19 protein-coding genes are annotated in these 23293 nt (G+C 69.6%); 5 read left to right on the forward strand and 14 right to left on the reverse strand.

The features are described 5' to 3' along the window. Window positions 1-230: 230 nt before the first annotated feature. The 11 genes from NUT86_RS17825 to NUT86_RS17875 all read right to left on the reverse strand — a co-directional run bounded on the left by NUT86_RS17825 (window position 231) and on the right by NUT86_RS17875 (window position 11561). Window positions 231-1571, reverse strand: a complete 1341-nt coding sequence (locus tag NUT86_RS17825; protein ID WP_274736324.1) for a S1 RNA-binding domain-containing protein — start codon at window positions 1569-1571, stop codon at window positions 231-233. Between the two features lie 350 nt (window positions 1572-1921). Next, complete coding sequence (locus NUT86_RS17830) at window positions 1922-3010, reverse strand: helix-turn-helix domain-containing protein (protein ID WP_274736326.1); 1089 nt, start codon at window positions 3008-3010, stop codon at window positions 1922-1924. A 36-nt stretch (window positions 3011-3046) separates the two neighbouring features. Next, window positions 3047-3691, reverse strand: coding sequence for a hypothetical protein (locus tag NUT86_RS17835; protein WP_274736328.1), 645 nt, complete (start codon window positions 3689-3691; stop codon window positions 3047-3049). Between the two features lie 1061 nt (window positions 3692-4752). Continuing rightward, the gene (locus tag NUT86_RS17840; protein ID WP_274736330.1) at window positions 4753-4953 is read right to left on the reverse strand and encodes a DUF6333 family protein; all 201 of its coding nucleotides are present in this window, start codon (window positions 4951-4953) and stop codon (window positions 4753-4755) included. A 9-nt stretch (window positions 4954-4962) separates the two neighbouring features. Beyond that, window positions 4963-5226, reverse strand: a complete 264-nt coding sequence (locus NUT86_RS17845; RefSeq protein ID WP_274736332.1) for a DUF6333 family protein — start codon at window positions 5224-5226, stop codon at window positions 4963-4965. A 75-nt stretch (window positions 5227-5301) separates the two neighbouring features. Next, window positions 5302-5631, reverse strand: coding sequence for a hypothetical protein (locus tag NUT86_RS17850; protein ID WP_229838336.1), 330 nt, complete (start codon window positions 5629-5631; stop codon window positions 5302-5304). Window positions 5632-5790: 159 nt separating this feature from the next. Continuing rightward, a complete protein-coding gene (locus NUT86_RS17855) occupies window positions 5791-8178 on the reverse strand; it encodes an ATP-binding cassette domain-containing protein (protein WP_446750825.1) in 2388 nt (795 codons plus the stop codon). A 382-nt stretch (window positions 8179-8560) separates the two neighbouring features. Next, the gene (locus NUT86_RS17860; protein WP_159487863.1) at window positions 8561-8971 is read right to left on the reverse strand and encodes a VOC family protein; all 411 of its coding nucleotides are present in this window, start codon (window positions 8969-8971) and stop codon (window positions 8561-8563) included. 5 nt (window positions 8972-8976) lie between these two features. Continuing rightward, window positions 8977-9459: a helix-turn-helix transcriptional regulator gene (locus tag NUT86_RS17865; protein ID WP_274736338.1), complete on the reverse strand. Its 483-nt coding sequence runs from the start codon at window positions 9457-9459 to the stop codon at window positions 8977-8979. An 87-nt stretch (window positions 9460-9546) separates the two neighbouring features. After that, entirely contained in the window at window positions 9547-10212 is a 666-nt protein-coding gene (locus NUT86_RS17870) for a response regulator (RefSeq protein ID WP_274736339.1), read from the reverse strand. After that, complete coding sequence (locus NUT86_RS17875) at window positions 10209-11561, reverse strand: sensor histidine kinase (RefSeq protein WP_274736341.1); 1353 nt, start codon at window positions 11559-11561, stop codon at window positions 10209-10211. The genes NUT86_RS17870 and NUT86_RS17875 overlap by 4 nt, the downstream gene beginning before the upstream one ends. A 529-nt stretch (window positions 11562-12090) precedes the next feature. On the opposite strand from NUT86_RS17875, the gene NUT86_RS17880 reads away from it, so the two are divergent. The 4 genes from NUT86_RS17880 (at window position 12091) to NUT86_RS17895 (ending at window position 16010) form a co-directional block, all read left to right on the forward strand. After that, a complete protein-coding gene (locus NUT86_RS17880; protein WP_274736343.1) occupies window positions 12091-12717 on the forward strand; it encodes a hypothetical protein in 627 nt (208 codons plus the stop codon). Further along, window positions 12714-13235: a hypothetical protein gene (locus tag NUT86_RS17885; RefSeq protein WP_274736345.1), complete on the forward strand. Its 522-nt coding sequence runs from the start codon at window positions 12714-12716 to the stop codon at window positions 13233-13235. The genes NUT86_RS17880 and NUT86_RS17885 overlap by 4 nt, the downstream gene beginning before the upstream one ends. Before the next feature lie 239 nt (window positions 13236-13474). Beyond that, window positions 13475-15484, forward strand: a complete 2010-nt coding sequence (gene recQ / locus NUT86_RS17890) for a DNA helicase RecQ (RefSeq protein WP_159487851.1) — start codon at window positions 13475-13477, stop codon at window positions 15482-15484. 241 nt (window positions 15485-15725) lie between these two features. Then, window positions 15726-16010: a hypothetical protein gene (locus NUT86_RS17895; protein ID WP_018092235.1), complete on the forward strand. Its 285-nt coding sequence runs from the start codon at window positions 15726-15728 to the stop codon at window positions 16008-16010. A gap of 311 nt (window positions 16011-16321) precedes the next feature. Here NUT86_RS17895 and NUT86_RS17900 read toward each other — a convergent pair whose 3' ends face one another. Next, on the reverse strand, window positions 16322-17158 hold the full coding sequence (locus tag NUT86_RS17900) for an isocitrate lyase/PEP mutase family protein (RefSeq protein WP_018092236.1): 837 nt from the start codon (window positions 17156-17158) through the stop codon (window positions 16322-16324). 279 nt (window positions 17159-17437) lie between these two features. On the opposite strand from NUT86_RS17900, the gene NUT86_RS17905 reads away from it, so the two are divergent. Continuing rightward, window positions 17438-17827, forward strand: a complete 390-nt coding sequence (locus NUT86_RS17905) for a hypothetical protein (protein WP_026170081.1) — start codon at window positions 17438-17440, stop codon at window positions 17825-17827. A 294-nt stretch (window positions 17828-18121) separates the two neighbouring features. Here the strand turns inward: NUT86_RS17905 and NUT86_RS17910 are convergent, their stop codons facing one another. After that, window positions 18122-19555: a glycosyltransferase family 39 protein gene (locus NUT86_RS17910; RefSeq protein ID WP_381283282.1), complete on the reverse strand. Its 1434-nt coding sequence runs from the start codon at window positions 19553-19555 to the stop codon at window positions 18122-18124. Between the two features lie 327 nt (window positions 19556-19882). Continuing rightward, the gene (locus NUT86_RS17915) at window positions 19883-23143 is read right to left on the reverse strand and encodes a serine hydrolase (protein ID WP_274736352.1); all 3261 of its coding nucleotides are present in this window, start codon (window positions 23141-23143) and stop codon (window positions 19883-19885) included. Between the last annotated feature and the right edge of the window lie 150 nt (window positions 23144-23293).

Genomic DNA, 23293 nt, shown 5'->3' on the forward strand with positions numbered 1-23293 from the left:
GTCGTGACGGATCCTGGCGCCACCACACTGGGAAGCCAAGCCCACCAGATCTACGGACGCGCGGAACGGAAGGGTCTCTACGCGCCGGTGGGTCGGCCTCGCCCTGTTGCTACGCACAGGCCGTGAGGCTGTGCTCTTGTATGAGGATGGGGCGGTCAGATCCCGCGCTGCTCGTAGGTCCAGGCGTCCGTAGCGGGAGCCGCGAGTTCCCGGATGGCCGTCGTTGCACCCTATGCTCCCTGCGCTTTTGATCCATCGGATGTGTGCAGTTCCGGCTGCCCGCTTGCCGCTTCTATGTCACAAACTTCCACTGTGATTTTGCCTGGGTGTTTGACAGATGGGCGCACTGTGAGGACTTCGACAGTCAGTCTGTCTTCGATTTTCAAAGCGTGGGAATCGAACGCATGCCGCAATGAATCGCTCATCCTGGTTCGGTGGAGTATGACTGGCCGAGGAAGGGACCAGTCGTCCAGGGCGACCAGAATGTAGCCGCCGCTCCCCGATGGCTCCTCTTGGGCAATCCTTGCTACTGTCGCGGTAACTCGTTCCCCTGCCTTCGGGTAATCTTTGACCTCCGGAGCGGCAGAGGGATTGGCACCCGTCTCGGGCGAAGTGGGATTGGCCAGAGCCAAGAATGCCTTTTGCCTGTCTGGGTCGACCCTCTGGATCACAACCTCGACTTCGCTGCCATTTAGCAGGCCCGCCGCCTCTGCCTCAGCGCGTGGAATCAGTGAATTGACTCCGTGCGCTATAGAGATAAATGCACCTACGTTTGCGCGATTCACTACCCGAGAGGTGAACACGTGACCGGGCGGGAATGTTTCAACGATGTCAGGCCACGGATTCTTTTGGCCTGCTCGTTGCGTGAACCTGGTTCCGTCTTCTTCCGATATGAAGGTTCCGTTGATCAGTGCGCCGACAGGGAATTTCCTCGACATATCGAGCGGGACCTCCCGCAAGTAGTCCACGTCAGTCTTGCGCATCTCACCCAGCCGTCGAGGGTTCTGCACATCGCGGACCACTAGGAAGTCCGGTTCCGCTGACACTACTTGCGCACGCGCGGCGATCTTCTTCTGGGGGTCCAGAAGCTTGAAGTCAATTTCCTCCAATGGTTTTTTTGCCGTTTCCTCTATCTCCTCTTGAAGCTTCTTGGCCATTTGGCCAAGACCCGCAGTCGTGAAGGAGTAGAGTATTGGGCGCACCTGCCCCTGTACGTCAGTTGGTATATCTTCTAGGCTTGCAGAAAGGGCGACCATGCGCTTGTGCAGGCACATGGCCCAGCCAAATTCCATGGCCACGGACGCGGAGCGAGCAGAGAAATCTACGACGACTAGAGAGGCGCGCTCGATACCCTGCCACGCACTTTGCAGCACCCCTTGTACCGTGCCATACATGGCGTCTGCCCGGTCGGGTCGCATATTGAGGCGTTCCACTACAGGCGCGTAGTAGTACTCGTAAAGCTCGTCGAAGTTGTGCGTTTGCCCATCCGTCAACTTTTTCTCACCGTACGGCATCGCAAAGAATACGAGATCAGGCTCTGGCGGGCGGGGCAAGCGCTGCAGAATTTCCATAATGCACCCCGGAAGATCATTTCGGGCACCGTATGTCGGTGGTCTGTCAGGTCTCCTTCCTTCAACGATGCTCCTTACGCACGCAGATGCCAACCGGTCGAGCCGCCACGCGCCTTGTTGCGCCTTCTCGTCAAGCGCAGAGATGTTCCTCAGAGCGGGTCGCCGCCCTGACCGCCATGTCCCCAGGAAGGCCGGTCTAGCCCTCACGTGCCGCGCGTGGGGTAGTGGTGGGGCTAGACCATCGCAGAGCCAGTTCTCCCCAGGCGGGGGCGGGGAAGCCGCGCGGAGTGTAAAGCTACCCGTAGTCCTGGCGTCCGCAGCCAAACCTGTGGACGCCAGGCGGGCAGCCTCTAGCGGACGAGTTGAAGTTTGGGCTTCGCTGATTGGGCAGCCCTTCGTCCTCCACCTTGAACGGTGGTCGGGACGAGGCCGAACACGTAGTGGTTGAGGTCTTCGAGGGGGATGTTCATCTGTGAGGCGACATCGGCGGCCGACATGTCGCGAATGCGCAGCGCTTCGAAGACTTTGGCTAGCAGTTGGCTGCTTTCGCGCACCATAGAAGAACCCGGCTCACTGGTTCGGTACCCCCTCTGACCGAGCTGTTTCATGGTCTGCTGGTAGCGCCACTCTGACAGTAGCTCCAGGGCGCGGAGCCGGTAGGTCAGAGCCATCGCGGATACACCCCAGCGGCCCTTAGCGCTCAGAATGCGGTCGACTGAGGCGTTATGCAGTTCCTGAGCCAGGATGCCAGCGCGCGGCATGAGAAAGGCGGAGGCGAAGGCGTTGGCTTGAGGCTCGGCATCTCGACCTTGGGGGGTGCGGTAGTCGCTGTGCAGAGTGAGGTGCCCAAGTTCGTGGGCGGCGTCAAAGCGACCGCGCTCACCGGTCTTACGGGTATTTAGAAAGATGTACGGCGTTCCGTCACGAGTGGTGGAGAAAGCGTCCGCTTCCAAGCAGTCGGGGGCGAGCGAAAAGACGCGTACGCCGTTGGCTTCCAGCAGGTGGACCACGTTCGATACTGGCGCCTCACCGAGGCCCCAGTTTGCCCGGAGCTGCTCCGCGGCTTCCTCTGGAGACAGGTGTGGGTAGGTAGGCACGTTCGGGAGCGGGAGCTTAAAACGCTGCTCCAGCCATGCATTGAGTGTCGCGGCGATGGCCCCGGAGGTGAGGGCGCTGTCGCGTTCGACCGCGCTCATCTTCGACGGAGCACGGAAACTGACGGCGCCCGGCTGCATCTCCGGTGCCGGCGGGGCCTGGAAGAAGGGGACAGGGAAGTTCAGGGCAGAGGCCAGCGAGGAAAGTGTCTCTTTTGACGGCACCTTGCGATGATTCTCGAATGCGGTGAGGCTTTGCGCGGAGACGCCGGCCTCACGAGCAAGCGCTGCCAGGGTCATGCGCCGGCGCTTCCGCGCTAGGACCAATCGCTCGGGGGTGAACACTTTCCTCAGCTCCCATTGCTTCGATGGCCTGGTCGCTTACTCCCCAACAAACTCCACCAGAACCTGGTGCCCCTCATCATCTCCCGGCGCGTCCCGAAGCGTGACATCGACACCGGGGTCGAGAGGCGGCATGTGGATGGGGAAGCGGACCCGCCATTCGTCGACGTGCTTGCCGTTCATCTTCACCGGCAGGGACAGCTCCGCCTGAAGGACGCCGGTCTCGCTGCGCTTGTACAGCAGGCACCACAGCGGCATCGTGTCCAGCTCGGCCCCGAACTCCAACTCGTCCCGGGACATGAAGGCAAGCTGTGCGTTCGCCTTCACGAGTGCGGCCATCGCCCGGCCCTTAGGGTTCTTCGAGCGAACCCTCTTGGTCAGGTCGCCGACCCCGCCAGCAGCGCTGATGGCGGTGATGGCGTGACTCCCGGTGGGGTGAACCACCCGAAGAATGCTGTCCCTCTGCGTCCGCTTCCAATGCGGTCGCGGAGAGGTCCTCTTGGGATCAGTCAGTTGTTCCGCGATGTAGCGGTTGACCCTGCTCCAGAACATCATGCCGGGCATCGCTGGCGCGTCGAACCTGGTGCACTGGCGAACATCGGCGGCCCCAAGGTCCATCGCACCGATGAAGATTTCATCGGAGACGTCAAGGTCTGTGAGCTGCTGAGGCTGAACGTGGTCCAAGGCTGCTCCTCCGGTGGGTTTCAAAAAACGTACCTCGCCCGAGGTGTGATTTCTGAAACCGGACGGATTATCGCACACACGTTCCCGCCTGTCATCCTCGCCAAAGAGTGGCTCTCACCTGCACCTCTCTCCCGGTAGGACTAGGGGGAGGTGTGAGCAACGATCGTGAGGGCGTAGGAAAATCACGTACAGCGCTGTATGTCGTCTAGCGGTTCGGCGTCTGTGATCTCGATGGTGATGGGGCGCCGGTGCGCCCGACCGGGACAGTAGTGCGGGGTGGCTGGCTCGCCCGCCGTGATAGCGACTGCGACGCCTCGACTACTCGCTGTCGGGGGCGGGTCTCGTTTGTGGTCTCGATTGCCGGATGATCCATAGTGATCCACAGGCGTCCACAGACGTGCCCGGCCCCCGCTGACCTGGCCTGCGAGACCGCGTCGGACGCCAGCGGACCACGATCGGACAACTCCTAATGCGTAGGCCGCAGGTTCGAGAGCCGAGGACCACTGTCGGCATGCCTGCACCCCTCGCTGACGGCACCAACTGACGGCAACGCTTGTGGACTCTGCCGTACGTGAGTCGACAGACCAGCACGACTTGGGCTGAAGCGGCGTGGGGGCGCCAAGGCTGGTGGGTCGTTTGATCGAACTCCTAAAGCGGGTGTCGCAGGTTCGAATCCTGCCGGGGGCACCACTCGATGCGCCGCTGACCTGGGGTTTTTCTCCCGGGGAGGTGCTCTGTTCGGCCCCGGGCTCTTCGTGCGGGGCCGTTTGCGTGAGCGGACGGGGAGCTCGCTGCACCCTTGTATGCGCAGAGGCTGCCCTTGTATGCGCAGACGCTGCCGGGCATCAGGGGCCTTCGCCGCCGCAGGGGCCAGGTCGAGGGCATCGGCCGAGCCGCGCATGCCGGCCTCGATCGTCTCGGCGGTCTCGGCGGTCTCGTCCGCTCGACGGGCAGGCGGGTGCGCCAGCAGGAGGAGGGCGAACGGCGTCCGCTGCGGCGACGGTTCGTTCCGTTGACCTACCCGGCCGCTCCGGTTGCCGGGAAGGGAAGTTGAAGCGTAATCAGTCGCTGAGGTACAGGGCTTCCATGTGGCTGGTGGTGTGCTCGCTGTGGCGCACCCGCAGTGAGGAGGCGTCCAGGGCGGCCCTCCCCCACGGGTCCGCGTCGGCGAGGCAGGCCGTGGCGAGGGCGCCCCAGTCGTTCTGATTTGGTTCGTCGTCCAGGTTGCCGTCGTCCGCGAACGCCGGATCGGAGACCGACACGAGGTTCCCCTACGCCCCCACCCGCACGAGGTCCAGATCATCTCTCGTGGCGACCGTGATCGTGTCGCTCTGCTTACGGAGGCCCAGGCCTTCGATCACGTGGTCGATCGTGCCCAGGGAGCCAGCGAACTCCGCGGCGTGCTCCGGGTCGTTGGGCGGAAGGTCGGCGACCTCGACAGTGAACGGCGGGTTCAGGACGGTCAGTTCGTAGCGCGCGCCGCTGCCACGGGTTATGCGGTCGGGCGGGACGGTCCAGAAGCCGGTGCCAGACATGCCCGTCACCGTAACGGGTGCCCGATCTCCTCAAGGTGCGCTCGTCCGCGCCCAGAGCCGGCTCGCTACGCCCTTCTAGGGCGAGGGCGTGAAGCCGGTGGAAAGGTCCATGTGGAAGGGGGAGCCCGGAGTCGTTGGGGTCCAGCCCTGGCGAAGAGCTAGCTGGATGATCCGGGCAACGTCAGAGGGCAGTACCGGTTCGGTTGCACGTCCGGACCAGTTGCTCGGGTGCGGCTGGTTGGTGGTGACCACGAGCGTTGTCCCAGGGGCGTCCGCATGCTCGACCGCGAATGTGCACGGTGTCCAGGAAAGGGCCTGGACGTAGGTCGGCCTGCGTCGCAACCGCCAGCGGTAGGCCGTGCTGTCGACGACGATGCGTCGTGATCCCTTGCGGCCCAGTGCCATGGCTCCTCCTCGACACGGAGGAGGCCGGCGAGTCCGGCTCTTCCGTGCGTTTCAGGTTCCCCGTAGGGGGCGCGGCCGGTCGATCGGGCCCCCTCCCTGGCCCGGCTCGAACGGGCCGGGCCCCTCCACAACGGGTCGGCGCTACGGGGAACTTCGCCGTCAGGCCCCCACATAAGCCGCGAGATGCTCGCCCGTGAGGGTCGAGCGGGTGGCGACCAGGTCGGTGGGGGTGCCCTCGAAGACGATGCGGCCGCCGTCGTGGCCGGCGCCGGGGCCGAGGTCGATGATCCAGTCGGCGTGTGCCATGACGGCCGGGTGGTGTTCGACGACGATGACCGACTTGCCGGAGTCGACGAGGCGGTCGAGCAGGCCGAGCAGTTGCTCGACGTCGGCGAGATGGAGGCCGGCGGTCGGTTCGTCGAGGACATAGATGCCGCCCTTCTCGGCCATGTGGGTGGCCAGCTTGAGCCGCTGGCGTTCGCCGCCGGAGAGCGTGGTGAGCGGCTGGCCGAGATGGAGGTAGCCGAGCCCGACGTCGGCGAGGCGGCCGAGGATGCGGTGCGCGGCGGGTGTGCGGGCCTCGCCGTCGCCGAAGAACTCCTCGGCCTGGGCCACCGACATCGCCAGCACCTCGCTGATGTCGCGGCCGCCGAAGTGGTGGTCCAGCACCGATGCCTCGAACCGCTTCCCCTCGCACTCCTCGCAGGTGGTGGCGACGCCGGCCATCATCGCCAGGTCGGTGTAGATGACGCCGGCGCCGTTGCAGTGGGGGCAGGCGCCCTCGGAGTTGGCGCTGAACAGCCCCGGCTTGACGCCGTTGGCCTTGGCGAACGCCTTGCGGATGGGTTCGAGCAGTCCGGTGTACGTCGCGGGGTTGCTGCGTCGGGAACCCTTGATGGCTCCCTGGTCGACGGACACCACACCGGATCCGGCCGGGATCGAGCCGTGTACGAGTGAGCTCTTGCCGGAGCCGGCGACGCCGGTGACGACGGCCAGCACCCCGAGCGGGATGTCGACGTCGACGTCCTGCAGGTTGTGCGTCGTCGCGCCGCGGACCGGAAGCTTGCCGGTGGGCTTGCGCACCGTCTCCTTGAGGGCGGTCCGGTCGCCGAGATGGCGGCCGGTGACGGTGCCGCCGGCCCGCAGCCCCTCGACGGTGCCCTCGAAGCAGACGGTGCCGCCCGCCGTACCGGCGCCGGGGCCGAGGTCGACGACATGGTCGGCGATGGCGATCGTCTGCGGCTTGTGCTCCACGACGAGCACCGTGTTGCCCTTGTCGCGCAGCCGCAGCAGCAGGTCGTTCATCCGCTGGATGTCATGGGGGTGCAGGCCCGCGGTGGGCTCGTCGAAGACGTAGGTGGTGTCGGTGAGCGAGGAGCCGAGGTGGCGGATCATCTTGACGCGCTGCGCCTCGCCGCCCGAGAGCGTGCCCGACGGGCGGTCGAGCGAGAGGTAGCCGAGACCGATCTCCACGAACGAGTCGAGGGTGCCCCGCAGGGCGGTGAGCAGCGGTGCCACCGTTGGCTCGTCGCGGCCGCGTACCCATCCGGCCAGGTCGCTGATCTGCATCGCGCAGGCGTCGGCGATGTTGATCCCGTCGATCCGCGACGACCGGGCCGCCTCGCTGAGCCGGGTGCCGTCGCACTCGGGGCAGGTGGTGAAGGTGACCGCCCGCTCCACGAACGCCCGGATGTGCGGCTGCAGGGCCTCCTTGTCCTTGGACAGGAAGGACTTCTGGATCTTGGGGATCAGCCCCTCGTAGGTGAGGTTGACGCCCTCGACCTTCACCTTGGTCGGCTCCCGGTAGAGGAAGTCCTGCATCTCCCTCTTGGTGAACTTGCGGATCGGCTTGTGCGGGTCGAGGAGACCGGACTCGGCGTAGACCCGCACGGTCCAGAAGCTGTCGGACTTCCAGCCGGGGATGGTGAACGCGCCCTCGGCGATCGACTTCGAGTCGTCGTAGAGCTGGGTGAGGTCGATGTCGGAGACGGTGCCCCGGCCTTCGCAGCGCGTGCACATGCCGCCGGTACGGGTGAAGGTCTTCTTCACGGCCCTGGTCTTGGCGGCACCGCGGTCGACCGTGAGCGCACCGCTCGCCCGGACCGTGGGGACGTTGAAGGCGAACGCGTGGGGCGAGCCGATGTGCGGCTGCCCGAGCCGGCTGAAGAGGATGCGCAGCATCGCGTTGGCGTCGGTGGCGGTGCCGACCGTGGAGCGGGGGTCGGCGCCCAACCGCTGCTGGTCGACGATGATCGCGGTCGTCAGCCCGTCGAGGACGTCGACCTCGGGCCGCGCCAGCGTCGGCATGAAGCCCTGCACGAAGGCGCTGTAGGTCTCGTTGATCAGCCGCTGCGACTCCGCGGCGATCGTATGGAACACCAGCGAGCTCTTGCCCGAGCCGGAGACACCGGTGAACACCGTCAGCCGGCGCTTCGGGATCTCGATGCTGACGTCCTGGAGGTTGTTCACGCGCGCGCCGTGCACGCGGATCAGGTCGTGGCGGTCGGCCACGTGCGCAGGCGACTGCGTGTCCGCCCTCGGGGCCATGCTCATCGTGTCTCCCTCTGTTGCGCGGGCCGCCGTCACGATCTGTTACGCGGGGCCGCCGTCACGGGTTCCGTCGGTGTCGCCCGGCTCGATCTGGCAAGCCTTGCACGGGACGTCTGGTTTCTCCTGGGCCTCGGCCTGTGGTGCCTTTGGGGCCGGGGGCGCGGTGCCTCTGTGGTTGGGCGCGCGGTGTGCTCGGGCGGGGCGCCGGGCGGTGCGCTCTGGCGGGGCGCCGGGCCGTCGGCGGTCGCCTTGCGCAGTCGCTCGGTGCCAAGGAGGCGGGGCGAGCCGGTCACTGCTGCGGCGGCGGCGCGTCGGCCCCGGGGGCCTTGGCCTCGACTTCGGCCTCGGCCTCGGCCTCCGCCTCGGTCATCCCGGACGCTCAGCGCCGCTCCTGGATGCGGATCAGGTTGCCCGCGGGATCGCGGAAGGCGCAGTCGCGAACGCCGTACGGCTGCTCGGTCGGCTCCTGGACGACCTCGGCGTCGCTCGCCTGCAGCCGTGTGAAGGTGTCGTCGAGGTCGCCGGTAGCCAGGAGGAGGGCGGCGTAGGTGCCCTTGGCCATCATCTCGACGATGGTGCGGCGCTCGTCGTCGGTGACGCCGGGGTCGGCGGCCGGTGGCGTCAGGACGATGGAGGTGCCGGGCTGGCCGGCCGGGCCGACCGTGATCCAGCGCATCCCCTGGTATCCGACGTCGTTGCGGACCTCGAAGCCGAGGGTGTCGCGGTAGAAGGCAAGGGAGGCGTCCGGGTCGTGGTGCGGGAGGAAGCTCGCGTGAAGGGTGATGTCCATGGCAGTCACGCTAGGTGCCGCTCGTCGCCGGCGCTTCTCGATTCCTGACCGGTTCGGTGACCTGGCGCTTCGCGATTCCTGACGGGTCTGGTCACCTGTTTCGCCACGCAGGACGGCATCCCCGCCGTCGCGCGCACCGCCTGGCGCCGGTAGACGCTGGGCGGCACCCCGACCAGCTCGGTGAAGCGGCTGCTGAAGGTGCCCAGCGACGAGCAGCCGACCTCGAAGCAGACCTCGGTCACGCTGAGGTCGCCACGGCGCAGCAGCGCCATCGCACGCTCGATGCGCCGGGTCATCAGGTAGCCGTACGGCGACTCGCCGTAGGCCCGCCGGAACTGGCGGCTGAGATGCCCGGCTGACATGTTCACGCCGCGGGCGAGCGCCTCGACGTCCAGCGGCTGCGCGTACTCGCGGTCGATCCGGTCGCGCACGCGGCGCAGCCGCGCGAGGTCGCGCAAGTGCTGCTCCGCGGAGGCTCTGCTGGTCACCTACGAGATCGTGCCACGAGGCGTCGGCGTTGCCCAGTGGTGCGGCCTCGGCCTCCGCGTCCGGAGCCGTTGCGTGGGGCGGGGAGCCTACGGGGCCGGTGGGATGAGCCCCGTCTGCCAGGCCCAGGCGGCGATCTCGACGCGGTTGCGGACCTTCAGCTTCGACTGGATGTTGGCGAGGTGGGTCTTCGCCGTACCGGGCGAGATGACGAGTTCGGTGGCGATCTCCTGGTTGGTGGAGCCCCGGGCGACCAGGCGGACGATTTCGCGTTCACGGTCCGTGAGGGTGTCGGCGGTGGGACGGGGGCGCGCCGGCGGCAGGGACAGCCGCCGGAGGAGCCGTACGGTGATCTGCGGGCTGATCAGGGCGTCACCCGCCATCGCCGCGCGCACGCCCTCGATCAGCAGGGCCGGCCCGGAGCGTTTGAGCAGGAAGCCGCAGGCGCCGTTGTGGAGGGCCGTGTGTACGTAGTCGTCGAGGTCGAAGGTGGTGACCACGACCACCCTGGTCGGCCGGGTGGCCTGGGGCCCCGCGAGCAGGCGGGTGAGTTCCAGGCCGTCCAGGCGGGGCATGCGGATGTCCGCCAGTACGACGTCCGGCCGGAGGTGGCGGGCCAGGTCAAGGGCCGTGGCACCGTCCGCGGCCTCACCGATGACGGTCATGTCCGGCTGCGAGTCGAGGACGAGCCGGAAACCGCTGCGGACGTCGTCCTGGTCGTCGGCCAGGAGGATGCGGGTGGGGGTGCCGCTCATGTCGTCTCCTGGGGGAGCGTGCGGGTCTGCGGGAACACGGCCAGCACCCGCCAACCGCCCTCGTACGGGCCGTAGGAGAGGGTTCCGCCGGTCGCCTGTACGCGTTCACGCAGGGCGTTCAGGCCGCGTCCGCCGTGGCCGTCGCGCGCCCGCCGGGTGCGGAGGGCGGTGGCGGGAGCGGCTCCGGCATCGTTGACGACCTGGATCTCGATCTTGAGGGCGGGTGCGGGGTGGGTGGCGGGGTTACGGACGGCGGGGGTGAGGGTCACCTCGACACGGGCCGCTCCGGGGGCGTGCCGGCGGACGTTGGTGAGGGCTTCCACGACCATCCGGTAGGCCGTGGAGCTGGTTTCGCGGGAGAGGGTTCCGGGCGTGGCGGGCGGCATGGTGAGCCGGGCCTCGGTGGCACCTACGGCGGTGAAGCGCTCGATGAGGGCGGGGAGTTGGTCCACTCCTGGTAGGGGCTCGGGGCGGGGAGTGACCTCCGGGGGCGGGCCTTTTGGTGTGGGTGCTTTCGGTGTCGGTGCTTCCGGTGTGGGTGCTTCCTGGGGTGCGGGGGCCTCCTGAGGCGTTAGAGCAGCTGGGGGCTCCGGGGCGGCCGGGGCGTCCGGGGCGGCCGGGCGGGTGATGCCGTTGCCGTTCGCCTCGTGCAGCATCCGTACCGTGCGGTCCATGGACGCCAAGGCATGCAGCCCGGCCCTTTCGATGCGTTCCAGGGCGGGCAGGGCCTGGCCCGGGTCGGATGCGGCCACGAAACGGGCGGCCTGTGCCTGCGCGACGATTCCACTGATGTCGTGTGCCACGAAGTCATGGAGATCTCGGGCGAGTTCGAGCTGCTGGGAGCGCCGGGTCTCGATGACCAGCCGGCGCCGCCGGTGTTCCACCAGCCGTGGATAGCCGCCCACGACAGCAGCGCCCAGCACGGGAAGCGCCCAGAAGGCGGCGGCGCCGGCCAGCGGCAGCACGGACGGCGCCGGGATCAGAGGCAGCGTCCATGTCGCGACCGCCGCGCCTGCCACCACACCCGCGGTCACCGCCTGCCGACGCGGCGCCCAACGGGCCACTACGGCAAGGAGCATCAGCAGCACCACCATCTCGGCCAGCCGCCATACGGATCCCCAGGGCGCCGATGGAGGGGCGGAGAACGTTGTGGTCAGCAGCGACAGGCCTCCGGCGAGCGCCAGCGGGCGGGCGAGGCGGGCACGCGAGCGCGGCCAGCAGGCAACGGTCCAGAGGAGCAGGGTGGCGGACACGACGGCCGGGACGGCTCCGTAGGGGATCGCTGCCCATGTGCCGTACGCGAGGGTGAGGGCGGTCAGGGCTGCGCAGCCCGTTATGGCGGCGAGCACGGGCGGGGGCGGGGGCCAGGCCGGGGTTGGAGTTGAGGGCCGGGTTGGGGGCGGGGTCGGGGGTAGGTTGCGGCGCCTCATATCGCGTCCGCGTCAACATGGCGCCTCATCCAGGCCCACCCCCTATGTATCCCCACGGAGTTCATCGCCCCCACGCCGTCAAGCCCACGTCATCGATCCTACGAGCGGCCGTCTCGGCGCTCCCTCCGCCGAACGGCAGAGATGACGCCCGCTCCGGCGCCCGAGATCCGCTGATCGGCAGATGGTCCGGCCCGGCGGCCCGGCATCAGATTGGAGGCGTCATCGACAGGGCGGCGGCCGCCAAGGCTGCTGCGTATCAAGGGAGTTCCTCGTGCCCGGCACCAATCCCTCCGTCCGTCCCTCTTCCGGCCGTTCGCCTTCCGTCCCTTCCTCTTCCGGCCGTTCCTCTTCCGTCTCTTCCTCTTCCGGCCGTTCGTCCTCTCTAGCCAGGAAGCACGGCTTCGTCGCTTCCCGTCGTCGCAGGGCAGCAGTGGGAGCCGTCGCCGCCGTGGCCGTAATAGCCGCGCTGACGGGGCTCACCCCCGCCGCGTCCGCCGCGTCCGCCGCGCCCTCGGGCACCACGGCCGCCGAGAAGGCACCGGCCGGGCTCGCCCGGGTGAGCGGCCAGGCCCGTGTCTTCTACGCCTACTCGCCGCATGACGACATCCGCTTCGCCGTCGACGCGAAGGCGGCTCCGTTCAGCAGGCCGGTCGGAGGGCTGCCTCAGGGAATGCCCACCGACGCACGGGGCACGGTCACGATCTACCACTGGTCGCCCGAGAAGAAGCAGGGCCGACGTGCGGAGGCCTCGGTGGACTGCCTGGCCACCGGGGGCGACACCGCGACGCTCAGCGCCGTGGTCACCAAGTCCGAGGACCCCGAGGAGATCGGGGACCGGCTGGGCTTCAGCGTCAAGAGCGGCGGTCCCGGCAGGGGGCGGTTCGGCTTCTCCTGGGCGGTGTCGAACGTCGATGTCGTCGATGGGAAGGCCGTCTTTCCGCATGTCGGCACCTGTATGGCACCGGCTCCGTTCGCGTCGGTGACGAAGGGCGGCTTCAAGGTCACCCATGCGGAGCTGCCGCCCCTGCCGGCGGGGTGGGGGAAGCAGCAGGCCGACGGGGCCGGGGCCCGATGACGACGATCGAACGGTTCCCGATCGTTCCCCGTGCGGTGCGGTGGGCGGCGCGCGCCGCACCTCTGACGCTGCTGCCGTCGGGCCTGTGGCGGTGCGCCATCGCCTTCGGGATGCCCTTCGGGTTCGGCGCGAGTGATCCGATGCACCGGAGCAACTTTCCCGGCTGGACGTCGCTGTATTTGATCGGGCTGAGCCTGGTTGCCGAGGGGCTGGGGTTGCTCACCCTCGGACTGGTCCGGCCGTGGGGCGAGCGGGTGCCGCGCTGGGTGCCCGTCCTGGGCGAGCGGAACGTTCCCGTCCCGGCCGCGGTCGTCCCCGCCTCGCTGGGCGCGGCCGCGGTCACCGTGATCACGGTGCTGTCCTCGTTCGGCTGGGACGAGGAGATGGCCGACCCCACCGCTCCGAAGGGCGCGGCGGCCTGGCTCATGACCGCCTGCTACCTGCCGCTGCTGGCCTGGGGCCCGCTCCTGGGGTGGGTGACGGTGGCGTACTACCGTCGGCGCCGCAAAGCCGGGTGAGGGCCGAGCTGAGCACGGCGGCGCTCGGGCGGGACGGAGCTGCACGTACTGTGCGGGGGGGGGAAGCGGGGCCGCACGTTCTGTGCGGGGATCTCGTCCTGGCTGAACGTCCGGCTGATTGTCCGGGCGGACGGCGGTGGACAGTGCCGGACGGCGGTGGACAATGCCCGACCGTGCCGGACGGTGTGAGTTATCCACAGGGTCGACGGCGACCCCCGCGGAACTCGTAGGCTTTCGGAATGGCTCTGGCGGACGTGGAAGTGGTCGTGGACATGGATGTGGAAGGCGCTTCGGACGCAAGCGAGGCGGTGCAGGTGCTGCGCCGGGTGTTCGGGTATGACGCGTTCCGCGGCAGCCAGCAGGAGATCATCGAGCACGTCATAGGGGGCGGGGACGCAGTCGTCCTGATGCCGACCGGTGGCGGCAAGTCGCTGTGCTATCAGATTCCCTCGCTGGTCAGAAGCGGTGTGGGGGTCGTGATCTCGCCGCTGATCGCGTTGATGCAGGACCAGGTCGACGCCCTGCGGGCACTCGGTGTGCGGGCCGGATTCCTGAATTCGACGCAGGATCTGGAGGAGCGGCGGCTCGTCGAGGCCGAGTTCCTGTCCGGGGAGCTGGATCTGCTGTATCTGGCGCCCGAGCGGCTGCGGGTCGAGCAGACGCTGAATCTGCTCGACCGCGGGAAGATCTCGCTCTTCGCGATCGACGAGGCGCACTGTGTCGCCCAGTGGGGCCATGACTTCCGGCCGGACTATCTGGCGCTGTCGATGCTGCACGAGCGCTGGCCCGAGGTGCCCCGGATCGCGCTGACCGCCACCGCGACCGAGGCCACGCACACCGAGATCACCTCACGGCTGCGGATGGCGGACGCCCGGCATTTCGTGGCGAGCTTCGACCGGCCGAACATCCAGTACCGCATCGCGGCGAAGAGCGAGCCGAAGAAGCAGCTGCTGGAGCTGCTGCGGAACGAGCATGCGGGGGACGCGGGGATCGTCTACTGCCTGTCGCGGGCCTCGGTGGAGAAGACCGCGCAGTTCCTGGTGGACAACGGCATCGCGGCGGTGCCGTATCACGCGGGGCTCGATCCGCGGACGCGTGCCGAGCACCAGGGCCGGTTTCTCCGTGAGGACGGGCTGGTCGTGGTCGCCACGATCGCGTTCGGGATGGGCATCGACAAGCCGGACGTCCGGTTCGTGGCCCATCTGGATCTGCCGAAGTCCGTGGAGGGCTACTACCAGGAGACAGGCCGCGCCGGGCGGGACGGGCAGCCGTCGACCGCCTGGCTGGCGTACGGGCTGCAGGATGTGGTGCAGCAGCGGAAGATGATCGACGGGTCGGAGGGCGACGAGGCGCACCGGCGGCGGCTGTCGGCCCATCTGGACGCGATGCTGGCGCTGTGCGAGACGGTGCAGTGCCGGCGGGTGCGGCTGCTGGCCTACTTCGGGCAGGAGAGCAGCGCCTGCGGCAACTGCGATACGTGTCTCGTGCCACCGCAGACCTGGGACGGCACGGTCCCCGCCCAGAAGCTGCTGTCCACGGTCGTACGGCTGCAGCGTGAGCGCGGGCAGAAGTTCGGCGCGGGCCAGATCATCGACATTCTGCTGGGCAAGAAGACCGCCAAGGTCATCCAGTTCGATCACGACGGGCTGAGCGTCTTCGGGGTGGGGGACGACCTCCGCGAGGCCGAATGGCGCGGTGTCGTACGGCAGTTGCTGGCGCAGGGGCTGCTCGCCGTCGAGGGTGATTACGGCACGCTGGTGCTCACGGAGGCGAGCGGCGAGGTGCTGGGCGGCCGGCGCGAGGTGCCGATGCGGCGGGAGCCGGAGAAGGCGGCGCGGGCGGCCCGGACGAAGGCGAAGGGCAAGCGCGCGGCGCCGGCGGATCTGCCGGAAGCGGCGCTGCCGGTCTTCGAGGCGCTGCGCGGCTGGCGGGGCCGTACGGCCAAGGAGCAGGGCGTGCCCGCGTATGTGATCTTCCACGATGCGACGCTGCGGGAGATCGCCACGCTCGCGCCGACGACGACGGCAGAGCTGGGCTCGGTCAACGGGGTCGGCGAGAACAAGCTCGCGAAGTACGGCCAGCAGATCCTGGATGTGCTGGCCGGACGGGAGACCCAGGAGGGCGCGGGCACCGATGGTGGTGCCGACGCCGGCGCCGCGACGACGCCCAAGGCGGCCGAGGAGTATCACGCCGCGCCTGAGCCCGAAGACGAGGAGCTGCCGGAGCCGCCGGACGACATCGATTGGTGAGGGCGGCTGATCTGGGGGGAGTGGCCTGCGGAGCTCGGCTAAGGCCGGGTCATGAAGTGTGCCTGGAGGGGGAATTCAGCCGCTTTGGCCCGGCCTGGGTACGGGCTCCGTCACACGACCGATCCCAGAGATCTCGGTGACTGTTACACAACGGATGGATCGCCGTTAAGGACGCTCCGTAGCGTGCTGAGCCTTATCGCATCCCTACGGCGGCCCGAGCCGCCCACGACGAGGAGTACCCATGCGGGCCCAGCGCCGCTCCGTGATCCGTACCGCCACCGTCGCGACCGGTGCACTGGTCGTGCTGCTGCTTCCTGCGGGCGCCGCCTTCGCCGCCGACTCCACCGCCCCCTCCGAGAGCCGGACCTCCATCATGCTGCCCGACAACGGGCTGGCCGGACTGGCCGAGAAGGCCGGCCAGCTGCCCAAGGCAGGGCTCATCGGTGGCGCGAGTGCACTGGGCGTGGCCGGTACGGCCATCGCCGTCCACCGTCGACGCCACGAAAGCCGCGGCCAGCAGGCCTGAGCCGTACGCCGGGCCTGAACCCGCAGGCCAGGCCTCAACCCCCAGGCCAGGCCTCAACCCGTACGCCCGGACCGACGCCTGACACTCGAACTGAGGCCGGACACCCGAACCGGTCCCGGGTACGCGGATGGAGCCCGGGCACCCTGATTTGGAGCCCGGATGGAGCCCGGCCCCGGACCGAGCCGGCCACCTGGGCTGAACGCGGGCTGAACCCGGACCGAGCCCGAGCCCCGGCCGTCAGGCAAATAGGCCCCGACAGCCCGGACAGCGAGCCCAGCCCCAAGAGGCCCCCGGCGTCGCTGCCCTCCGCCCTACTCCTCCTCCCCCACCAACCGCTGTACCTCCTCATAGCCCAGCACCTCGCCGCCCGCCCCGGCCGCCTCCGTCGGCTGTTGGCCCGTACGGATGGCGTCCGCGGCCGTGAGGGTGGCCTGCAGGGCGGTCCGGAAGAGCAGCGAGCCGGTGCTGATGCGGCGTACACCGAGCTCCGCCAGACGGCTGACGGTGTGCCGGCCGGGAGCGAAGAGGATGTTGAGCGGGGCGGGGATCTCGGCAACCAGGACCGAGATCTCCTCGTCGGCGACGACGCCCGGTACGAAGACGCCGTCCGCGCCCGCGGCCAGGTACGTCTCGGCGCGCGAGAGCGTCACCGAGAGCGGCGGTGGGCTGTCCGCACGCCAGTGGGTGTCGATCCGAGCGTTGAGGAACAGGCCCGGTGCCCGCTCCTTCACCGCGCTGATCAATTCGGCCTGACGCACCGGATCCTGCAGCCCCTCGCCGCCGGGCAGCCCGTCCTCCAGGTTCAGCCCGGCCGCCCCCGCCTCCGCCAACTCGGCGGCCAGGTCGCCCACTTGCCCCGCGTCGCCGCCGAATCCACCCTCCACGTCGACCGTGTAAGGGCAGGTCAGCCGGCCATTGAGCCGCAGCGCCAGCGCCACGGTGGCGTCCCTGACCTCGGCGAGCCCGCGCCCGTCCGGATAGCCGTGGGCCGCGGCGACGCCCAGGCTCGTGGTGCCGACTGCCGCGTATCCGGCCCCGGCGAGTGCGACGGCCGAGATGACGTCCCAGGCGTTGGGCAGCAGCAGCGGCTGGTCGGCGTGGTGCAGCGCATGGAAGTGGAAGGTGGCGTACTCCGGGGAGGTGCTCATATGGGCACCGTAGGCCGGAGTCCCATCGGTAGGTGCCGAAGACTCGCGGCGAAGAACGGAGTCATGACCACTCCGGCGTACAGCCACCGTGCGCCACCGCCCCGCCCACCCCCTCGAAACCGCGCGCCACGGCCCGGGCCCCTGCGCCCCTCCACCGCGCAGCACCACCACCCGGCTCGCGCCCCACGACTCCCGCATCACCGCCCGGCTCGCATCCCGTGTGCCCCACGCCCCGAAATCGCCGCGCGCCCGCCCTCCCCGGCCTCGTACCGTACGAGCATGATCGAGACGCCTCACCGGAGCGGGACCGCGCCCGCCACCCTCACCCTCTGGCGCCCCACCGGCCCCGAGGAGCTCGCCCTGGTCGAGGCCTCCGGCTGGCGCGCCTGGCCGCCGCGCCTGCCCGACCAGCCGATCTTCTATCCCGTGCTCAACGAGGACTACGCGATCCGGATCGCCCGCGACTGGAATGTGCCGGCTTCCGGCGTCGGTCATGTCACCCGCTTCGAGGTCGAGGCGGACTTCGCCGAGCGCTATCCGGTGCGGCAGGCGGGCGGCGAGACAATCCTCGAACTGTGGGTCCCCGCCGAGGAGCTGACGGAGTTCAACCGGCATATCGTCGGGCGCATCGAGCTGGTCCGCAGCTTCCGACCGCCTCAGGGGGAATGACCGTACGGGAACAACCGGACGGGGCCGGGCGGTGCCAGGCGGGGCCAGGCGGGGGGGCAGCCGGACCCGGGACGACCGGGGCGGGACGACCAGGGCGGGGAAGGCCGCACGGGAAACGATCGGGCGGGGAACGATCGGGCGGGGAAGGCCGCACGGGAAACGCTCAGGCCGGGAAGCCCAGGCGGCCGACGACCGGACCGCCCCTGCGCACACCGGCCGTACACCCACCGCCCCTGCCCACACCGCCCCTGCCCACGCCAACCCACCGGGCCGGTGCACCCCCGAGCCCGCCGCCTACCTCCCGCCGCCGCACGCCCCCGGCCGCGCATACACCGTGATCTTGGCGCCCCGGACCTCCCGGCTGCTGCAGACCTCGAACGCGGTGCGCAGCGTGGACCGCTTGGCGATTTCCTGGTCGTTGTCGTCGGCCGGCTGGCCGTCCGGGTCCCCGGCGACGACGATCCGGCGGGCGGTCAGCATCCGGTCACGGATCACATCGCCCGTGCGCTCGGTGCCGTAGAGGGTGTGTGAGGCCAACGGGCTCTCGGCCTGCGCGAGATCGTGCAGCCCTCGGAAGTCGCGCGGCAGGGTCGCCCGCCAGATCCGCCGCCGGGACGGCATGAACAGCAGCCCGTCGCCGGGCTCGGACACCTCCCGTACGGCGTGCGCGACCGCGGTGACATCGTCGACCCGGCTGTCCGGGCTGCGCAGATGGACGTTGACCGGCAGCAGCACCGCCAGCAGCAGCACCACCGCCATCGCCCGCCGCAGCCGCCGTCCACGCGTCTGGCCCCGCTCGTCGGCCGGCCGCAGCAGCCGCGCCAGCGCGGCGCCCGCGAGCAGCGCGAACCCCACGACGTAGTAGAGGACATAGCGGTCCACGTAGGCCGGCTCGACATGGGAGAGCAGCAGCAGGAGGAGGGTGGGCAGAAGCAGCAGGGGGACGCCGAGGGCGCGCAGCCCGATGGGGCCGCGGGAGCGGATCCGGACGCGGGCGCAGGCGATGCCGAGGACGGCGAGCACGGCGAAGGTCAGCAGCTGGAGGGGGTCCGGCCACATGAGCCAGCTGATCTGCGCCGACTGCCGGGTGCTGAACACCGCGAGCGGGGCCAGAGCGGCGAGGACGGCGGCCGAGGCGAGCAGCCAGGAGCGCAGTACGCGGCGGGGCAGCCGCGCCAGGACCACCGCGGCGCCGTGCGCGGGCAGCGCCAGCGCCGCGAACTCGTGCAGCAGACAGGCGGCCAGCATCAGCGCCGTATAGCCGAGCCACAGCCCTCTGCGCGGACCGGCCGAGGCCAGTACCAGCACATAAGTGGCCCAGACGACCAGCGCGCAGACCATCGCGTACGAGCGGCCCTCCTGCGCGTATTGCTGGACGACCGGGATCAGCGCGAAGGTGAAGCCCGCCAGCAGCCCTGCCCGCCGGCCGACCAGGCGCTGCCCCAGCAGGGCGACCCCGGCGGCGGCGACCGTCATCGCCGCCACGGACGGCAGCCGCAGACCGACCGCATCGCCGAACGCGCCGCGGAAGGTGGCGTCGTAGCCGGCGAACCAGACATGCATCAGCGCGTAGTACAGACCGTGCACGACATCGACATGCAGCAGCGTGGACCACAGGTCGGCCAGGCTGCGGTGCGCCATGTCGTAGGTGACCGCCTCGTCCCGCCATATGGCGTCCTGCCGGCGGATCCCCCACGCCCCCAGGAACAGCATCAGCCCCGCGGGCATCAGCACCGCCGCGCCCTGCGCCACCCAGGTACCGCGGGCGGTGACGGCGGGTGCGTACGTCTTCTGCGCTTGCGCTACGTCGATGACGGACTCCGGTCACGCGCGGGACGGACGGACAGACAGTCAGAAAGGCAGGCTCACGATAAAGCGGGCCGCCGGTGGACAACCAGACGGGCGAGCAGGGCGGCGGCCTGGGAGGAACGCACGCGGTGGCCGCGGGACATGAAGGGATCAGGCCCCCGGAACCGGGCGGGGCCGGCGAACCAGGGGCCGCGGGCGGCGGTGAAGCGGGGGCCGCGGGCCGGACGCCCGCCGCCCCCGGCCCGCTCAGGTGATGCGGATCAGCTTCGCTCCGAAGGACGGCTCGACGAGGTCCTTCTGCAGGGCGACCGGCACCTTCTGCATGCTCTCGCCGTTGCCGACGGTCAGCACACCGACCTCGGTACCGGCCTTCGCGGTGTGCGGGACGGTCTTGCCCCCGTCACCGACGCTCAACGTCAGCTTCTGGCCCGGGACTCCGACCGCCTTCAGGTCCTTGGTGGCGACGACCGGAGTCAGCCCGCCCAGACCGTCGTCGACATAGCCGACGACCTGCCCCTTCTTCACCGCCGTGGCCGAGGTCAGCGCTTCGCGTACGGCTGCGATGACCTTCTGGCTGTTGTTCTTGACCATGGTGAGGCTGTTGCCGGCGTTGGGGTCCAGGCCCTTGAAGTGCTGGTCCAGCATCGTGCCGAGGATCAGGCGGTCCTTGCCGTCCACCGTCTTGTAGGCCGCCCAGGACAGCGTGCCGCCGGCCGCGGTGCTGGAGCCGGTCTTGATGCCCTTGATGCTCAGTCCGGGCTCCAGCAGCAGATTGTCGTTGTTGTTGTTTATCCGCCCCGGCAGGCCCGGGATCTCGGCGTTGGTCATGGCGACGATCGGCCGGAAGGCGTCGAACTTCATGACGGCCTCGGCCAGCTTGAGCTGGTCGACGGCGGTGCTCACGGTCTTCGGGTCCAGGCCACTGGGGTCGGTGTAGGTGGTGTTCTTCATGCCCAGGTCCTTGGCGGCGGCGTTCATCTTCTTGACGAACGCCCCCTCGTTGGCGGACTGGGTGTCCCAACGGGCCAGCAGCCGGGCGATGTTGTTGCCGGACGGGATCATCAGCATCTTGAGCATGTCCTGCTGGCTGAACTTCTGCCCCGCCCGGAGCCCCTCGATCCGCGACTCGTCCGTGGAGCCGCCCTCGGTCACCGCCTTGGCGTCGACCTCGATCTGCGGGCCCGGCTTGCCCTTCTTGAGCGGGTGGTCCCGGAGGACGACATAGGCCGTCATGATCTTGGCCACGCTCGCGGTCGGCACCGGCTTCTGCGGGCCGAACGTCCCCACGTCCCCGGAGCCCACCACCTTGACCGCCGCCTGCCCCTCCGCGGGCCACGGGACGGTGAGCTTGCCGCCCTCGAAGGTGAACGAGGACTTGGCGTCGCCGACGGTGAGCGTCGGGTCGGGCAGCGGGCGCACCGCCTGGGCGATCACGAAGATGATCACCAGCAGCACCGCCAGCGGGGTCCAGATCTTGAACCGGCGGACGACCGTGCGCAGCGGCGTCTCGGGCGGCGGCGGGGTGTTGGTGAGCTGCGCCAGGAGGTCGAGCGGCGGCAGCGGCTGCTGCTTGGTGCGCTCGGTCTCGGGCAGCTCGGACGGGGCGGCCGTGGCGCCCGTGGTGGCGGGCGGCATGGCGCCCGGCCGGTCCGCGGGCTTGGACGGCGCGGTCGGCGCGGCGGCCTTCGCGGACTTCGCGGGCTCGGCGGCCGGCAGCGCGCCGGTCGCCTTACCGGCCGGCTTGGCACCGGCCTTGCCGCTCGCCTTCTCCCCGGGCTTGTCCTCGGCCTTGTCGGCCTTGTCGTCGGCCTTGTCGGGCGTACGGGCGGGGGTCTTCGGCGCCGTCTTGCCCAGCGACTTGCCCGCCGTGCCGTCGTCCGCCGACTTCAGCGCGACGAACTGACTGGTCCGCTCCGAGTCCCGCTCGGCGACATTCGCAGCCTTGGCCTCGCCCTTGGCCTCGGGCTTGGAGTCTTTCTTGGCCGCGGTCTTGGCCTCGGGCTTGGACGCGCTCTTGGAACCGCTGCTGGACTCGGCGCCGGCCTTGTCCTTGGCACCGGCCTTATCCGTGCCCTTGGCACCGGCCTTGTCCGTGGCGTCCGACGTGCCCTTGCTCCCGGGCTTGCCGGTGCTCTCCGGCTTGTCCTTGGCCTCGGCCTTGTCCTTGGCCTTGCTCGTGGCCGCGTCGCCGCCCTTGGCGGGCGGGGAGATCTTGAACGCGGTGGTCGCCTGATCGACGGCCTCGGCCTCGGCACCCTCCCCCTTCAGATTCGCGAAGGCAAAGACCCGGGTCGCGTTGTCGACCGCCGACTCCTCGGTCCCGGCGGCGGCCTCTTCACCACCCTTGCCGTCGCCCTTGCCGTCACCCTTGCCGTCACCGTTGCCCGCACCCGCCGCAGCGGCAGCCCCACCGGGCTTGCCCTTCTGCGGCCCGACGGTCTTGAACACGGCGGTCGGCTGGTCCACGACCTCGGCACCCTTGGACCGCGACGCACCCTGAGCCCCGGACTCAGGCTTGTCCCCGGACGCAGGCTCGGCCTCGGGCTCGGCCTTGCTCTCGCTCTTGCCCTTGGGCTCACTCTCACCCTTGGGCTCGCTCTTGCCCTTGGACTCCGGCTGAGACTTGGACTCCGGCTGGGACTTGGCGCCGGCCTCGGAACCGCCACGACCCGCGTCGGCGTCACCGTCGGCCTCGGGGCCAGCGTCGGCCTCGGCGTCAGCGTCGGCCTCGGGGTCAGCCTCGACGTCGGACGCCACGACAGCCTGCGCCTCCGCCTTTGCTTCCCCCTTTGCGGCAGCACCCTCGGCACCCCCGCCCGCGTCCTCGGACACCTCGGATGCCTCAGCGCCGGCCTTCTCGGCCGCACCGGAACCGGCCTTCTCCCCCGCCTCGGCCCCGGACTTCGCCCCCGACGCCGCCTCGGACTCCGCATCCGACGCCGCGGCGGCATCGGCTCCGCCGTCGCCACCCTCACCCGCCTCGGCGTCCTCCTCGGCGTCCTCATCGTCCTTGCCCGCGACCCAGGCGGCCACAGCGGCGCGCAGCCGCTCGTCGCCACCCCCGGAGCCCTCGGCGCCCTCCTCGGCCCCCTGAGGCTCCTCAGACGCACGTTCGGACCCCGACTCGGCCCCGGCCCCGGGACCGTCCGCCGACGCGGGCTCCGCCCCGGATTCCGGCTTCTCCGCGCTGTCCGGCCCGGTCTTCGCCTTCGCCCCGGACGTGGATTTCGCCCCGGACTTCGCCTTCGCCGCCTGCTTCGCCGCCTTCGCCGCCGGCTTCGCCTCAGCCGTGGACTCCGGCGCCGGAGCAGGCTTCGGCTCCGCCGCGGCCTCCGCCCCGCCCTCAGGCTTCGGGTTCTTCCCGGAACCCGATTCCTTCGCCGATTCGTCCGGCTCCCCGCGGAAGGCAGACAGCCGCGGATCACGTTCGCTCCGCGCCGTCTTCCCCGACGACTGCTTCTTGTCCGACTTGTCGGGGGACTCGCCCGCCACCGATGTCTCCTTCATACGTCCCACTGCTGCCTGGCCCAGTGTTCCCAAGTGTCCTGTGTCCACGTGGCCCCATCTCGCCGCCACGCGTACCGGTAGGTACCGCACCCCTCAGAAAGATGTCGCCGAGGTGCAAGACGAGAACGACATACCTACCGGTTCCATACC

This window comes from Streptomyces sp. G7(2002), assembly GCF_028870195.1.
GTDB classification, from domain to species: Bacteria; Actinomycetota; Actinomycetes; order Streptomycetales; family Streptomycetaceae; genus Streptomyces; species Streptomyces nigrescens.

Bases quoted from the DNA above. Each gene is read 5' to 3' on its own strand.
- NUT86_RS17825 (WP_274736324.1), bottom strand. From the start codon at position 1,571: ATGGAAATTCTGCAGCGCTTGCCCCGCCCGCCAGAGCCTGATCTCGTA.
- NUT86_RS17845 (WP_274736332.1), bottom strand. From the start codon at position 5,226: ATGTCTGGCACCGGCTTCTGGACCGTCCCGCCCGACCGCATAACCCGT.
- NUT86_RS17850 (WP_229838336.1), bottom strand. From the start codon at position 5,631: ATGGCACTGGGCCGCAAGGGATCACGACGCATCGTCGTCGACAGCACG.
- NUT86_RS17855 (WP_446750825.1), bottom strand. From the start codon at position 8,178: ATGGCCCCGAGGGCGGACACGCAGTCGCCTGCGCACGTGGCCGACCGC.
- NUT86_RS17860 (WP_159487863.1), bottom strand. From the start codon at position 8,971: ATGGACATCACCCTTCACGCGAGCTTCCTCCCGCACCACGACCCGGAC.
- NUT86_RS17870 (WP_274736339.1), bottom strand. From the start codon at position 10,212: ATGAGCGGCACCCCCACCCGCATCCTCCTGGCCGACGACCAGGACGAC.
- NUT86_RS17885 (WP_274736345.1), top strand. From the start codon at position 12,714: ATGACGACGATCGAACGGTTCCCGATCGTTCCCCGTGCGGTGCGGTGG.
- recQ (WP_159487851.1), top strand. From the start codon at position 13,475: ATGGCTCTGGCGGACGTGGAAGTGGTCGTGGACATGGATGTGGAAGGC.
- NUT86_RS17895 (WP_018092235.1), top strand. From the start codon at position 15,726: ATGCGGGCCCAGCGCCGCTCCGTGATCCGTACCGCCACCGTCGCGACC.
- NUT86_RS17900 (WP_018092236.1), bottom strand. From the start codon at position 17,158: ATGAGCACCTCCCCGGAGTACGCCACCTTCCACTTCCATGCGCTGCAC.
- NUT86_RS17905 (WP_026170081.1), top strand. From the start codon at position 17,438: ATGATCGAGACGCCTCACCGGAGCGGGACCGCGCCCGCCACCCTCACC.
- NUT86_RS17910 (WP_381283282.1), bottom strand. From the start codon at position 19,555: ATGCCCGCGGGGCTGATGCTGTTCCTGGGGGCGTGGGGGATCCGCCGG.
- NUT86_RS17915 (WP_274736352.1), bottom strand. From the start codon at position 23,143: ATGAAGGAGACATCGGTGGCGGGCGAGTCCCCCGACAAGTCGGACAAG.